The sequence below is a fragment of the Megasphaera vaginalis (ex Bordigoni et al. 2020) genome, assembly GCF_900240295.1.
Classification (GTDB): Bacteria; Bacillota; Negativicutes; order Veillonellales; family Megasphaeraceae; genus Megasphaera; species Megasphaera vaginalis.
This window is the reverse complement of the sequence record NZ_OEQB01000003.1, coordinates 62,577-75,587: the sequence shown is the minus strand read 5'-3', so window position 1 is coordinate 75,587 and position 13,011 is coordinate 62,577. Positions and strand designations below refer to the sequence as shown.

Annotated in this window: 14 protein-coding genes, 1 tRNA gene and 1 other RNA gene; all 16 read left to right on the top strand. The window is 51.8% G+C overall.

Annotation, left to right across the window (positions count from 1 at the left end; genetic code table 11):
• The first annotated feature begins 173 nt into the window (after window positions 1–173).
• The 16 genes from dnaG to C0977_RS04520 all read left to right on the top strand — a co-directional run bounded on the left by dnaG (window position 174) and on the right by C0977_RS04520 (window position 12,990).
• Entirely contained in the window at window positions 174–1,967 is a 1,794-nt protein-coding gene (gene dnaG, locus C0977_RS04595) for a DNA primase (protein WP_101912599.1), read from the top strand.
• A gap of 22 nt (window positions 1,968–1,989) precedes the next feature.
• Entirely contained in the window at window positions 1,990–3,279 is a 1,290-nt protein-coding gene (rpoD, locus tag C0977_RS04590; protein ID WP_234987571.1) for an RNA polymerase sigma factor RpoD, read from the top strand.
• 73 nt (window positions 3,280–3,352) lie between these two features.
• Window positions 3,353–3,427 (top strand) — tRNA-Ile (locus tag C0977_RS04585).
• 62 nt (window positions 3,428–3,489) lie between these two features.
• Window positions 3,490–4,179 (top strand): tRNA (adenine(22)-N(1))-methyltransferase, encoded by a 690-nt coding sequence (locus C0977_RS04580; protein ID WP_023052864.1) that lies wholly within the window; start codon window positions 3,490–3,492, stop codon window positions 4,177–4,179.
• A complete protein-coding gene (locus C0977_RS04575; protein WP_101912598.1) occupies window positions 4,164–4,958 on the top strand; it encodes a Nif3-like dinuclear metal center hexameric protein in 795 nt (264 codons plus the stop codon). The genes C0977_RS04580 and C0977_RS04575 overlap by 16 nt, the downstream gene beginning before the upstream one ends.
• 18 nt (window positions 4,959–4,976) lie before the next feature.
• Window positions 4,977–5,621: a thiamine phosphate synthase gene (gene thiE, locus C0977_RS04570; RefSeq protein WP_101912597.1), complete on the top strand. Its 645-nt coding sequence runs from the start codon at window positions 4,977–4,979 to the stop codon at window positions 5,619–5,621.
• Between the two features lie 50 nt (window positions 5,622–5,671).
• Window positions 5,672–6,018, top strand: an RNA gene (gene rnpB, locus C0977_RS04565) — RNase P RNA component class A.
• A 171-nt stretch (window positions 6,019–6,189) separates the two neighbouring features.
• Window positions 6,190–7,419, top strand: coding sequence for an aspartate kinase (locus C0977_RS04560; RefSeq protein ID WP_023052887.1), 1,230 nt, complete (start codon window positions 6,190–6,192; stop codon window positions 7,417–7,419).
• Window position 7,420: 1 nt separating this feature from the next.
• Window positions 7,421–7,738 (top strand): hypothetical protein, encoded by a 318-nt coding sequence (locus C0977_RS04555; protein ID WP_101912596.1) that lies wholly within the window; start codon window positions 7,421–7,423, stop codon window positions 7,736–7,738.
• 49 nt (window positions 7,739–7,787) lie between these two features.
• A complete protein-coding gene (gene acpS / locus C0977_RS04550; protein ID WP_023052884.1) occupies window positions 7,788–8,168 on the top strand; it encodes a holo-ACP synthase in 381 nt (126 codons plus the stop codon).
• A gap of 2 nt (window positions 8,169–8,170) precedes the next feature.
• Complete coding sequence (locus C0977_RS04545; RefSeq protein ID WP_101912595.1) at window positions 8,171–9,820, top strand: NAD(P)H-hydrate dehydratase; 1,650 nt, start codon at window positions 8,171–8,173, stop codon at window positions 9,818–9,820.
• A gap of 124 nt (window positions 9,821–9,944) precedes the next feature.
• Window positions 9,945–11,084 (top strand): N-acetylmuramoyl-L-alanine amidase family protein, encoded by a 1,140-nt coding sequence (locus C0977_RS04540; protein WP_101912594.1) that lies wholly within the window; start codon window positions 9,945–9,947, stop codon window positions 11,082–11,084.
• A gap of 138 nt (window positions 11,085–11,222) precedes the next feature.
• Window positions 11,223–11,534, top strand: a complete 312-nt coding sequence (gene rplU, locus C0977_RS04535) for a 50S ribosomal protein L21 (protein WP_023052835.1) — start codon at window positions 11,223–11,225, stop codon at window positions 11,532–11,534.
• Window positions 11,534–11,875: a ribosomal-processing cysteine protease Prp gene (locus C0977_RS04530; protein WP_023052882.1), complete on the top strand. Its 342-nt coding sequence runs from the start codon at window positions 11,534–11,536 to the stop codon at window positions 11,873–11,875. Before rplU ends, C0977_RS04530 begins: the two co-directional genes overlap by 1 nt.
• Complete coding sequence (gene rpmA, locus C0977_RS04525) at window positions 11,862–12,146, top strand: 50S ribosomal protein L27 (protein ID WP_023052777.1); 285 nt, start codon at window positions 11,862–11,864, stop codon at window positions 12,144–12,146. Before C0977_RS04530 ends, rpmA begins: the two co-directional genes overlap by 14 nt.
• 97 nt (window positions 12,147–12,243) lie before the next feature.
• On the top strand, window positions 12,244–12,990 hold the full coding sequence (locus C0977_RS04520; protein ID WP_159459034.1) for an HAD-IIB family hydrolase: 747 nt from the start codon (window positions 12,244–12,246) through the stop codon (window positions 12,988–12,990).
• Window positions 12,991–13,011 lie beyond the last annotated feature (21 nt).

Sequence of the window (13,011 nt, the reverse complement as noted above, 5' to 3'; positions counted from 1 at the left end):
TAAAAAGCAGGAAAACAGTCGGCTCACATGGAATAAGTTAGTATGTCGGGTTCGTATACGTTGATTGCTGTTTTCGTAACCTCAATTTTATTATGACGGGAAGGATTTGCGAGGGTTGCATAGAATTATAGTAGTTGCAGCAGTGTTACTTAAATGATGATCAGGTGATACGAGTGAAGAAGTTTTCCAGTGAATTTATCGAACAAGTCCGCCAGGCTAATGATATTGTCAGCGTCGTTTCCGACTATTTGGTGCTGAAGCGAAGCGGACGGAATTTTTGGGCCTGTTGCCCCTTTCACAACGAAAAAACCGCTTCTTTCAGCGTAGCGCCCGATAAAGGCTTTTTTCATTGTTTCGGCTGTCATGCATCGGGAGATGTTTTTACCTTTATCATGAAGAAAGAGAATATTTCTTTTTCCGAAGCCGTGGAAATATTGGCTGCCAGAGCTCATATTGCGCTGCCCGCCTTCGAGCAGACGCCGGCGGAGCAGGCCAGGGAGCGACAGCGCAGCCGGTTATATGAAATCAATGAAATGGCCTGTACTTTTTTCCATAATTGCCTGGTGAAGACACATTACGGTGAAAAAGGGCTTGCCTATTTCCGGCAGCGCCATGTATCGGATGAGACGATCCGGACTTTTCGACTCGGGTTCGCACCTGACAGCTGGGATAAGTTGACCGAGGCCTTTCAGAAAAAGGGGATCGCCAAAGAGGAACTGCTGTTGTTGGGGTTGGCAAAGGAGAGCAATCATAAGGTTTACGACGCATTTCGCAATCGCGTCATTTTTCCCATACGGGACGGGCGAGGCAAAACCGTTGCCTTCGGCGGCCGTGTTTTGGATGACAGCAAACCGAAGTATCTGAATTCTCCGGAAACGCCGGTTTTTGATAAGCGCAGTCTTCTCTTTGCTATGGATGTGGCGCATAAAGGAATTTATGAAAAGGGCAGGGCTGTCCTGGTAGAAGGATATATGGATGTCATTTCGGCTCATAACCGCGGCATTACTAATGTTGTCGCTTCCTTGGGAACCGCTTTTACGGGAGAACAGGCGAGGCTCCTGCAGCGGCAGAGCAAGGAACTGGTTCTGTCCTATGATATGGACGGCGCCGGTCGGCAGGCGACGCTGCGCGCTATGGAAGTCGTGCGCGGGTTGGGGCTGACCGTGCGTGTCGTATCGTTGCCGCAGGGAAAGGATCCTGACGAGTATATCAATACCGCCGGCGCCGCCGCTTTTGAAGCGGCTGTCGCGGCGGCGCCGAATGCGCTGGAATATATGCTGCAAACGGCGATGCAGGAACACGACGGTGCGACGTTGGAAGGAAAGTCGGCGATTACGGCCATGGTATTTCCGGCGTTGATACAGGCAGATAGTCAAATCGTCATCGAAGCGTTTTTGAAACGCCTATCCGAACGACTGCAGATATCGGAAACAGCAGTTCGCACGGAATATAACGCTTACTTGACGAAACATCCTGAAGCCGGTCGGCAGAAGGTGGTCATATCGGGCAATATTGCGGCCGCCAATAAGACGGCGCGCGGCCCGCATGCAATGGCTGTGGCCGAAGAGAATATCCTGCGATTTCTCATGGAAAAGCCGGATGCCTGTGCGCGTATCGGCAAGATGATTGAGCGTGATTTCTTTAAAGATGAAAAACGGCGGGGTATTTATGAAACCCTGTTGAGACTGCATGATAGGGGCGGCAACTATACGCAAGGCGATGTGCAGGAACAGCTTGCGCCGGAGGAATGGGCAGAACTGTCCCGCATTATGGTACTGCAAGACGTGCCGCTCGATGAAAAAGTAGTATTGGATTATGTGAAGCGGTTCCGCTTTGCAGAGCTGCAGCAGGCTTATCGTCTGCACAGTCGGCAAGCCGCCGCCTACAGCCGTACCAATGACATACGGCTCCTTGAAGAATTAGAGGCATGTAAGAAAATCAGCGATGAAATGAAAAGATGGTCTTGACGGCAGAAGGGAGCGGTATCGTATGCGTATAGATGAAAAACAAGAGGAAACAATGACGATAGAGGAGAAGGAGAACGCAGTGACGGAAAAGAAGATGGCGAAAGCGGCGAAGGCGAAGCCGGTAAAAGGCAAAAAAAAGGCGGCAAAAAAAACGGAGGAAGTAAAGGGACTGACAGAGAAGGAACGGCAGGAACTGGCATTGTCCCACATTACGCAACTCATACAAGAGGGCCAGCAAAAAGGGTGTCTTTCTTACACGGAAATCATGAATGTCATGGAAGAAGATGATCTGACGCCTGATCAAATTGACAAGATGTATGAAGTGTTTGCCGAAAAGGGGATTGATATTGTCGGCGAGTCGGATCAGGTCAATGAAAATGAAGATCTTGATGACGAAGAAAACGAAAAGGTTGATGAACATGCCATCAATTTAAGTGTTCCCGAAGGTGTCAATATCGATGATCCCGTACGCATGTATTTGAAGGAAATCGGGCGGGTGCCGCTGCTTACGGCGGAAGAAGAGATTACTTTGGCGAAAACGATTGAACGGGGTTGTGCGGAAGATGCCGCGCCGGAAGACATACAGGCCGGCGTGGCGGCCAAAAAGAAACTCACCGATGCCAATCTTCGCCTCGTCGTCAGCATTGCCAAGCGTTATGTCGGCCGCGGCATGCTCTTTTTGGATTTAATTCAGGAAGGGAACCTGGGCCTGCTCAAAGCCGTCGATAAATTTGATTACAGCAAGGGCTATAAATTCAGCACCTATGCGACGTGGTGGATTCGTCAGGCGATTACCCGCGCGATTGCCGATCAGGCGCGGACGATTCGCATTCCCGTCCACATGGTGGAAACGATCAATAAATTGATTCGGATTTCTCGCCAGCTTTTGCAGGACAAAGGACGGGAACCGTTGCCAGAGGAAATTGCCGAAAAAATGGAAGTGCCCATTGAACGGGTGCGGGAGATCATGAAAATTGCGCAGGAACCGGTTTCTCTGGAAACCCCGATCGGGGAAGAAGAGGACTCCCATTTGGGAGACTTCATTGAAGATCAGGAAGCTGTCGCTCCTGATGACGCCGCTTCCTTCATTTTGTTGAAGGAGCAGATTGAAGATGTGTTCTCCTGTCTTACCGACCGGGAACGCAAGGTGTTGTACCTTCGCTTCGGATTGAAAGACGGCAGGCCGAGAACGCTGGAAGAGGTGGGACAACATTTCAACGTTACGCGCGAGCGCATTCGCCAGATTGAAGGAAAGGCGTTGAGCAAGCTGCGCAACTGGGGGAAACGGGAAAAAATCAAAGATTTTCTTTGATGCAGACAGCTTGACGGTCTATATTGATTAGCGTATAATACATAGGCAAGGTTCTCCGCAACCTTTATCTGCCGGGCCTATAGCTCAGCGGTAGAGCCACCGGCTCATAACCGGTTGGTCCTTGGTTCGAACCCAAGTAGGCCCACCAAATCATGAACAAGCTATTCCGCAGCATTGTGGGATAGCTTTTTTTCGATAGGAGTTTTTTTTATGAAATTGACGGCAAGATTAGCCGCTGCAGCCGCCTTCGTTCCCCGCGGCAGCGTGATTGTCGATGTCGGGACGGATCACGGCTATATACCGATCGATCTCTGTCAACGCGGCGTCTGTCCGCGTGCCGTCGCTTCCGACATTGTACGGGGGCCCTTATCTGCCGCTGCGGCTCACGTGCGGCAAGCGTCGTTGACGGAACGGATTGACTGCCGCCTGGCAGACGGACTCAAAGGCGTTCGTCTCGGAGAGGTTGACGGTGCTCTTATCTGCGGCATGGGCGGTTCGCTGATGATTCGTATTCTGACGGAGAGCGCCGCCGTCCGCGACCGTCTTTCTTTCTTGGTGTTGCAGCCCATGAGCGATGCGGCGGCATTGCGGTCATATCTTTATCGGATCGGTTGGTATCCGGACAGGGAGACGTTGATTGCCGACGGCGGCAGAATCTATCAGCTTTTGCGGGCGCGACAGGGGCGGCGGAAAACACCGCCGCAGTGGCAGCTGGAGATCGGCGCGGAAAATTGGCGCGAAAGGACGCCTTTATTGGGGGCGTTGTTGGACGAGATCATTGACAAAAAGAAAAAAATCCTGCAGGGCATGAGAAAAAGCCGCGCGATTCACGCTGAAGAGCTGCTGCTTTTGCGTCGGGAAATAGCGGAATGGGAGGAACGGAGATGGCAGTGCAAATAGCGGAAGTCATGAAAGTAATGAATGAATTGGCGCCTTTGCGGCTTCAGGAAGCATGGGACAATCCGGGACTTTTGATCGGCGATCCTCGTGCAAGTGCGGCAAAGATCATGGTTACCCTGGACGTTACCTTGGAGAATGCGGCTTATGCCGCAGAAAACGGGATCGACCTGATCATCAGTCACCATCCCGTGATTTTTGGCGGTATCAAGTCGATTCGAACGGATACGTATGACGGTGCCTTGTTCAGCAGCCTGTTAACGCATAAAACGGCCGTTTACAGCGCTCATACGAATTTGGACAGCGCCTTTGGCGGCGTCAATGACGTCCTTGCTGCGCGGTTGCGTCTGCGTGATGTGACACCGTTGAAAACGACGGATACGGAGGTCATGGGGCGCATCGGTTCTTTGCCGCAAAAGACGCGGGCCTGTGAATTTTTGGAATTTATGAAAAAAGAATTAGCGCTGCCGGTTTTGCCGTATGCCGGCGATGCGACGAAGGAAATTTTCCGCGTAGCCCTTTGCGGCGGGGCGGCGGCATCTTTTTTGGGAGACGCCGCCGCTGCCGGCGCCGATCTTTATGTGACTGGAGACGTCAAATACCACGATGCGCAGAACGCGGTAAAGCAGGGGATCCTTATTGCCGATGCAGGTCATTACGGCTCGGAAATTCCCGTCGTTTACGATTTGGCGAAGCGATTGCAACAGATCGGCAGGGAAAAAGGATGGGGAGCGGAGTGCATCGTTGATCCGACGAGCAAAAGCTTTTTCTCGTATTACTGATAAGAGGAGTGACAAGTCATGAATAAAGCAGATCACATCAAACGGTTGCAGGAAGATCCCATTTACGCTATCATGGGCGAAGCCTTATCGCTAGGACGAAAAAATGTCGAAGTCGCCAAGGCGCTGCTTGACAGCGGCGTGAAAATCATTCAATACCGCGAAAAACATAAGACTTGGCGTGAGAAATATGCCGAAGGAAAGGCGATCGCCGCCTTATGTCATGAACGAAACGCCACGTTTATCATGAATGATTCCGTCGATTTGGCCATTGCCTGCGGTGTTGACGGCATTCATGTAGGTCAGGACGACGCGCCCGTCGAGATTGTCCGCTCTCTGGCCGGCCCCGACGTCTTTATCGGGCTTTCGACGAATACGGTTGAAGAATTGAAGGGCGCCGTTGCCGCCGGCGCCGATTATGTCGGTTTCGGGCCGATGTTTCCGACGCGATCGAAAGCCGATGCCAATGAAGTCGTTACGGCCGACAGCATTGACTTTGCACTCCGGCTGCCGTTGCCTGTCGTGACGATCGGCGGTATCGGCCGTGATAATATTCGCGCCGTTTACGAGCAAGGCTTTCGCTCCTTCGCCATGATCAGCGCGCTCGTGTCTCAGGCCGATATTGCTGCCGCCGTCGGCGAATTGCGCCGTATTTTGGCACGATGAGCGTCGTTGTCTTGACGAACAGGGCGATATGAGATAGCATATAATACTGATGAGTATGAAAGGTAATCGCCAGTACGCTGTACTGGAGGAAAGTCCGAGCTCCACAGGGCAGGATGCCGGATAACGTCCGGCGAAGGCGACTTTAGGGAAAGTGCCACAGAAATGTGTACCGCCACGTTTGTGGCAAGGGTGGAACGGTGCGGTAAGAGCGCACCAGCAGTAAGGTAACTTACTGGCTAGGCAAACCCCATCTGGAGCAAGACCGAATAGGGGAGGGATGAAGCGGCCCGCTGATCTTCCGGGTTGTGTCGCTTGAACAGGCCAGTAATGGTCTGTCTAGATAGATGATTACCGCTGCGCAGGCAGAACAAAACTCGGCTTATTGATTACTCATCAGCTTGCAGATACCAAGCTGTCCGCATCTGCGGACAGCTTGTTTTGCATTTGCTTGCAGAGAAAGTGATAATTTCTTTACAATTACATAGGGGCATGATATCATAAACAATAAGTGAAATAGCGGGAAAATGGTTCCTGTTGTCTCTATCAACATAAAAGTGAGGGATTCAAGTTGGCACTGATCGTTAAAAAATTCGGCGGCAGTTCCGTTGCTACGCCGGATAAGATGAGAGCAATCGTACAGCGTGTTTTGGCAGGAAAACAACCTGGCGACCAAATCGTTATCGTCGTCTCCGCAATGGGAGATACGACGGATGATTTAGTTGCTCTTGCCAAGGAAATAACCTCCAAGCCCTACGGGCGCGAAATGGATATGCTCCTTTCGACAGGTGAGCAAGTATCGATTGCGCTCATGGCCATGGCTTTCCGGGAAGCGGGGCATAAAGCGATTTCGCTGACAGGTCAGCAGGCGGGCATCACGACGAGCGACGCCTTTAATAAGGGACGGATTCTTGATATTCAGGCGCAGCGCGTTATCGACGAATTAAAGGACGGCAATATCGTTATCATCGCCGGTTTTCAAGGGATTACGGAGCATGGCGATATTACGACTTTGGGCCGCGGCGGATCCGATACGACGGCCGTCGCCATTGCCGGCGCCATTCATGCCGATGCCTGCGAAATATATACTGACGTTGACGGTATTTACACATCCGATCCCCGCGTTGTTACCAATGCGCAGAAAATGGGCGAAATCACCTATGGAGAAATGTTGGAGATGGCGAAGCTGGGCGCCGGTGTTATGCAGCCGCGCGCCGTGGAAATGGGCAGCCGTTTCAACGTGCCGATCCACGTTCGTTCAACTTTTTCCGATGTGCAGGGGACAATGATACAGGAGGATTACTCGATGGAAATTAAGCAGTATTTGATTCGCGGCGTTGCCGAAGACAAGAATGTGGCCAAAGTAACGGTTCTGGGCGTGCTCAATCAGCCCGGACATGCGTATAAAATATTCTCCGAATTGGCGGATCAGAATATCGATGTCGATATGATCGTGCAGAGCGTGCGTGTTGCCAAAGAAGGGACGACGGATATTACGTTTACCGTTTCCCGTTCCGAATTGCCGGCCGTACGCGATGTATTCGCTAAAATACGCGGCGAAATCGGGGCTGAAGATATTTTGATCGACGATAAGATGGCCAAGGTTTCTGTCGTCGGCGCCGGTATGGCGGGGCATCCCGGCATTGCAGCCAGCATGTTCGGCATTCTCGGTGATAATGATATCAATATCGAAATCATTTCGACTTCAGAAATCAGCATTACTTGCCTGATCGCCGAAGAGAGCGTCGATAAGGCCGTGCAAAAGATACACGACCATTTCTTTGCTGAAAGTGAAGCATAAAATGTCCGTTTTGGATAACTTTGTAGAAGAGATACTGCATGCTGAAGGGTTGTTGCAGTCAAAGGGGTCAAAACAGGCTTTTCTCGGTCGCTTGTTGCGCGGGTTGGAAAAAGAAAGGCCGCCGCAGTTCAAGGTACCGTTGCCGAAGTATACATTTGAAAGTAATTTGCATGGTCTGAGCTATGATTACCAAAAGCGGGAAGTAACGCTCTCTTATAAGGTTGCCAGCGCCGTTTATCCCGATGTAATCGTGTCGTTTGGAACGTTTCGCGTTCTGTTGGAAGGACTTTCCCTTTGCATCCGCATGCAGAAATGGTAATTTATACCGCAGTTCCCGAGGGAATTGCGGTACTTTTTTTGGAGGTTTCATGTTCATAGGAATTGATATCGTCGAAATCGGACGGATAGAAGCCATGGCAAAGCGCCATGAAAAAGCATTACAGCGTTTTTTTACGCCTGCCGAAATTGCCTACTGCAATCGGCGTGAAAAAAGCCGGTATCATTCGCTGGCCGGTATTTTTGCAGCTAAAGAGGCTTTTTTCAAGGCCTTGGGCACAGGGTTTCGACAAGGAACGTGGCATGACGTCGAAGTGGATCATGATCGTCTGGGTGCGCCGTTTTTGCGGCTCAGCGGCGTTCATGCCCTTGCGGCAGCGGCAAGGTCGACGCGGCCGCCGGCAGTATCGATCAGTCATGATGGCGATTATGCCGTCGCGCAGGTGATTTGGGAAGAAGACAGGGAGGCCTGAACGTGAAAAAAGTAAATCAAACGGCGCAAATGAAGGCGATGGATGCGGCGGCCATGACCGGGATTTACCGTATGCCGCCGGCGGTACTGATGGAAAATGCCGGTCATGCCGTTGTGACGGCCGGTGCGGCTTACCTTGACGGATGGGCGAATAAGGATGTCATCATTTTTTGCGGGCAAGGGAATAACGGCGGTGACGGATTTGTCATCGCCAGGCATCTTTTAGCTGCCGACGCCCGCGTATACGTGTATGTTTTGGGGCAAGCGGCGGCGTATAGCCCGGAAGCGCAGTGCCATTTGCATTCGCTGCGTCAATTGGACGGGGCTGACTGTATTGTCGTCGACTATGGCGAGTCCTTTGAAGCATGGCACCTTCTGTGTCATCGCCTGTTTGCCAGCCAAGTCGTTATTGACGCCATGATCGGTACGGGTTTCCATGGTGAATTGCGGCAGCCGGTGCGGAATATTGTCGGTAAAATAAATGAGGCGGCGGCTATGGGACGGATCAAGGTCATTGCTGTCGATATGCCCAGCGGCGTTGATGCCGACACGGGCGCCGTCAGCGTCACTGACGGCGCTGACGGCGCGGGGGGACCTCTGTTTGCCGATTTGACGGTGACTTTTGGCGCGCTGAAACGGGGACAGCTTTTTTATCCCGGTAAGACCAGCGTCGGTGAGCTTCGTTTCGATCCGATCGGCATGCCGGCGCCGTTACTGCGGCAACAGGAGACGGATGGCGCTTACGTTTTGGAATCGGCTGATGTTGCGGAACTGCTGCCGCCCCGTCAGCCTGACAGCCATAAGGGAACGCATGGCACAATTGCCGTGGTCGCCGGGTCGAACGATATGGCCGGCGCCGCTTTGATGACGGCGCAAGGCGCCATGCGCGCCGGCGCCGGCAAGATATTTTTGCAGGTGCCGGCGGCAACGGCTCCGTACTGTATCGGCAGAGTACCGGAAGTGATGGTGCGCGGCGTCGGGGCCGGTTCTTCCTTTGCCCCCGGCGATGCAGACGTTTTGGTTGCGGCGGCGCATGGCTGGTCCGCGCTGGCTATGGGGCCCGGTATGGGTAAAGACAGCGGTCTGACGTCATTTTTAAAAAAGCTGATCGAGGAAACGTCTTGTCCTATCGTTCTTGACGCGGATGCGCTGAACGCGCTTACCGAAGAACGGGGATTTATTGCGGCCCACGGTGAACGTATCATTATGACGCCGCACTTGGCCGAATTCGGCCGGCTCAGCGGTCTTTCCGTCGCGACGATCAAAGAGGACTGCATTCGTGCCGCGAAAAACTTCGTGAAACGCTGGAATGTCACGCTCGTTTTAAAAGGTGCGCCGACGATAATCGTTTCCCGGAAAACCGGTAACGCGTATTTGAATCCGACCGGGAATGCCGGCATGGCTTGCGGCGGTATGGGCGACGTTTTGACCGGTATGGTGGCCGCTCTGGCGGCGCATCGCGATTTGGGGCTGACGGAAGCGGCCTGTGCCGCCGTTTATCTCCATGGTGCCGCAGGAGATGTCTGCCGACAGGCGTACGGTCCCTACGGATACTCTCCACTCGAGGTCGCCGCTGCGATACCGCGGGTTTTGGCCGAGTTGGATGAAGGGCGCCGTTTGCCTGTATTGCGGCGGCCGCTTATAGAAGGCTGACGCGGCGATTGTGATAAAGTTGACAAATATGTCAGCTTTGTGAACAATAACGACTTTTCTTACTATTGGAAGCAGATTGTGCTATAATGAGTCCGTCAGCATTTTAACTAGAGAGGTATGTGCAATGAAAAAACTGTTACTGTTACCGCTGTTGTTGTTCCTTTGTTTATGTCCGCTGCTGCCGGCTCAGGCTGCTTCCAAAGCGGAAATCAGCAGTGTCCGTATTGCTACGCGCAACGATTCCAATACACCCTTTGTCCGAACTGTTCTGGACGTGACCAAGAAGGTTACGCCAAAACTGTATATTGATAAAAGCGGTGAATACATTACTGTTTCTTTACCTAACACGGTGCTTCAAAAAGATGTCGACAAGACGTATACGGCAGATCCCCGCGTTATTACGAAAGTGTCGTTGTCGCAGCGTTCATCGGCGACTTATGTCGATATCAAGGTTCCGCAGGCGGTCGGCAAAGATGATCTGCACGTTTTCACCTTGCCGGCAGATGCTAAAAATAACAAACCGGCTCGTGTCGTCATTGACGTCAATGACAAGTCGGGGAAGATTAAGCAGTGGAACCATTGGAATGAGCTTAATTTGCGAACCCATACGACGGACGGAAAGAGCGGCGGCGCCGCCCTGCCTGTGCCGACGTATAGCGGCAGCCGCAATTACAGTTTGACCAAAGGACTGAAAGGGAAGACGATCTGCATTGATCCCGGTCACGGCGGTACGGATTCCGGAGCTGTCGGTTCCTATTCCTTTGAAAAAAATATTACCCTCGGCATTGCCAAAAGAGTCCAGACGCTTTTGCATGACGCCGGCGCCAATGTCGTCATGACGCGTACCGGTGATGTTGACGTTTATGCGCCGAATGCCGGTGCCGTCGAAGAACTGCAAGCCCGTTGCAACATAGCCAATGCTGCCGGTGCCGACGCGTTTGTCAGCATTCACATTGATTCTTCGTCTGCCGCCGACGCCGGCGGAGTGACGGCATATTATAACGGCAAAACGGCGTATGATTCCGCTTTGGCCACTCGTATCCACGCGCAGAACATGAAGGCGACTTCCTTTGATGATCGCGGTATTCGTGTTGCCAACTATTACGTGTTGTTGCATACGCAGATGCCGGCTACACTGTTGGAATTGGGCTTTATTTCCAATGCCGGTGAAGAACGGACATTGAATACCGATGAACAGCAGCAGAATTTTGCAGAAAGCATCGTCAAGGGCTTGGCTGATTATTTTGACAACAACGGCAAGTAAGTTGACAAATATGAAAAAGTCATATAAAATAGAAAAGTCATAGCATACTTAGTGGCTGTGAAGGTAAGCCGCATGGAGAGGCATTTAAGTCCGCAAGGCGCCGTATTCAGCGAGTATATTGTGAGGGAGGTGTCACTCATGTACGCTATTATTGAAACCGGCGGAAAGCAGTATCGTGTTCAGGAAGGCGACAATATTTTTGTTGAAAAACTGGCCGGCGATGTTGATTCCGAAGTCGTATTTGATCAGGTATTGGCAGTCGGTAATGACGGAGATATCAAGATCGGATCTCCTGTTGTTGCAGGCGCCAAGGTTACGGCGAAGGTTTTGGCTCAGGGCAAAGAAAAGAAGATTCTTGTTTTTAAATATAAAGCAAAATCAAACTATCGCCGCCGTCAGGGTCATCGTCAGCCGTTTACCAAGGTTGCCATTGAAAAGATTGAGGGCTAATGATTACGGTTTCCTTATTTCGTAATGGAGAACATAGGTTTTCCGGATTCGAAGCTTCCGGTCATGCCGATTACGGCGAGGCAGGCGCCGACATTGTCTGCGCAGCTGTTTCCGCATTGACGCAAACGGCTCTTTTAGGTCTGCTGAAGTATGCCGGCGGCCGGCTGTCCTATTCTGTAAAGGACGGTTTTGTATCCGTTCGTCTGCAAGCAGTGACAGATGAGACCGAAGTTATTATGGAAACATTGCAATTAGGTTTACAGGAAATTTCACGACAATACGAAAAGTATGTCGCAGTATATTCATCAGAGGCAGGAGGTGAACGAAATGTTCAATTTTGATTTGCAGCTCTTCGCTCATAAAAAAGGCGTCGGCAGCACGCGTAACGGCCGCGACAGCGAAGCAAAGCGTCTTGGCGTCAAATGCCATGACGGCGTCGTTGTCAAAGCGGGCAACATCATCGTTCGCCAGCGCGGCACTCATTTCCATCCCGGCACTAACGTAGGCATCGGCAAAGATGATACGTTGTTCGCCTTGGTTCCCGGAAAGGTTGCTTTTGAACGTGCTGGCCGCGTTAATCGTAAGGTTAGCGTTTATCCCGTGGAAGCATAAAAAACTGAACGAAATCCTGCAGTTCTTCTGCAGGATTTTTTTATTTCCCCTTTTCCTCTGCAAGAGGGGCGGAGGAAGAAAGGATGAATCGAAACGGATGAAGCACGCCATTGCCTTTGCCAGCGACTTTGATAATACCCTGTATTTCGGGGCGGAAAAAAGCGGTTGCCGTATCGAGGATAGAGAAGAAATTCGCCGCTTTCAATCGGCAGGAAATCTTTTCGGAATCAGTACGGGGCGGTCCTTGCGGGAGATACGCCATGCCGCCGGAGATATTCCTTTTGATTTCTATATTTTGACGAGCGGCGCTTTGGTTCTCGACGGAGACTGTCAGCTTATCGCCGCCAGCGAGGTAAGTACGGAACGATTGCGGCAGATCTATGAACGGTATAAAGCGGATACACTCAGTGTCATTCATGCCGCCGGAGGTGTTTATACCTTTGCCGCCGGAAATGCGATGCAAGAGCATATCGACACCTTTGACAGTCTTTCTGGCATGGCCGTTTACGGTATGTCTTTCCATGTGTGGACACCGGAAGCGGCCGCCGCTATGGCTGAACAGATCAATGCGTGGTGCGGCGGAGAAATAAGGGCATTCCAAAATGTAGCTAATGTCGATATCGTAGCTGACGGCGTTTCCAAAGGCGCTGCCTTGCAATGCGTCAAAGCTCATTACGGCGTAGCGGAAACGGCGGCGATCGGTGATTCTTATAATGATATTCCCATGCTGCAGGCTGCAGCGAAGAGCTTTACCTTTTTTGATTCGCCGTTGCAGGTGCGGTTGGCGGCGTCGCATATTGTCGGTTCCGTTTCTGAAGCCCTGACGATTTGCGGCGGACAGTAGCCGAAAGAATGGCTTGCTGTG

Excerpts from the sequence above, each read along its gene's own strand:
- C0977_RS04540 (WP_101912594.1), top strand. The coding sequence starts at position 9,945 with ATGAAAAAACTGTTACTGTTACCGCTGTTGTTGTTCCTTTGTTTATGT.
- C0977_RS04580 (WP_023052864.1), top strand. The coding sequence starts at position 3,490 with ATGAAATTGACGGCAAGATTAGCCGCTGCAGCCGCCTTCGTTCCCCGC.
- rplU (WP_023052835.1), top strand. The coding sequence starts at position 11,223 with ATGTACGCTATTATTGAAACCGGCGGAAAGCAGTATCGTGTTCAGGAA.
- C0977_RS04530 (WP_023052882.1), top strand. The coding sequence starts at position 11,534 with ATGATTACGGTTTCCTTATTTCGTAATGGAGAACATAGGTTTTCCGGA.
- rpoD (WP_234987571.1), top strand. The coding sequence starts at position 1,990 with ATGCGTATAGATGAAAAACAAGAGGAAACAATGACGATAGAGGAGAAG.
- C0977_RS04555 (WP_101912596.1), top strand. The coding sequence starts at position 7,421 with ATGTCCGTTTTGGATAACTTTGTAGAAGAGATACTGCATGCTGAAGGG.
- rpmA (WP_023052777.1), top strand. The coding sequence starts at position 11,862 with ATGTTCAATTTTGATTTGCAGCTCTTCGCTCATAAAAAAGGCGTCGGC.
- C0977_RS04575 (WP_101912598.1), top strand. The coding sequence starts at position 4,164 with ATGGCAGTGCAAATAGCGGAAGTCATGAAAGTAATGAATGAATTGGCG.
- acpS (WP_023052884.1), top strand. The coding sequence starts at position 7,788 with ATGTTCATAGGAATTGATATCGTCGAAATCGGACGGATAGAAGCCATG.
- thiE (WP_101912597.1), top strand. The coding sequence starts at position 4,977 with ATGAATAAAGCAGATCACATCAAACGGTTGCAGGAAGATCCCATTTAC.
- C0977_RS04520 (WP_159459034.1), top strand. The coding sequence starts at position 12,244 with ATGAAGCACGCCATTGCCTTTGCCAGCGACTTTGATAATACCCTGTAT.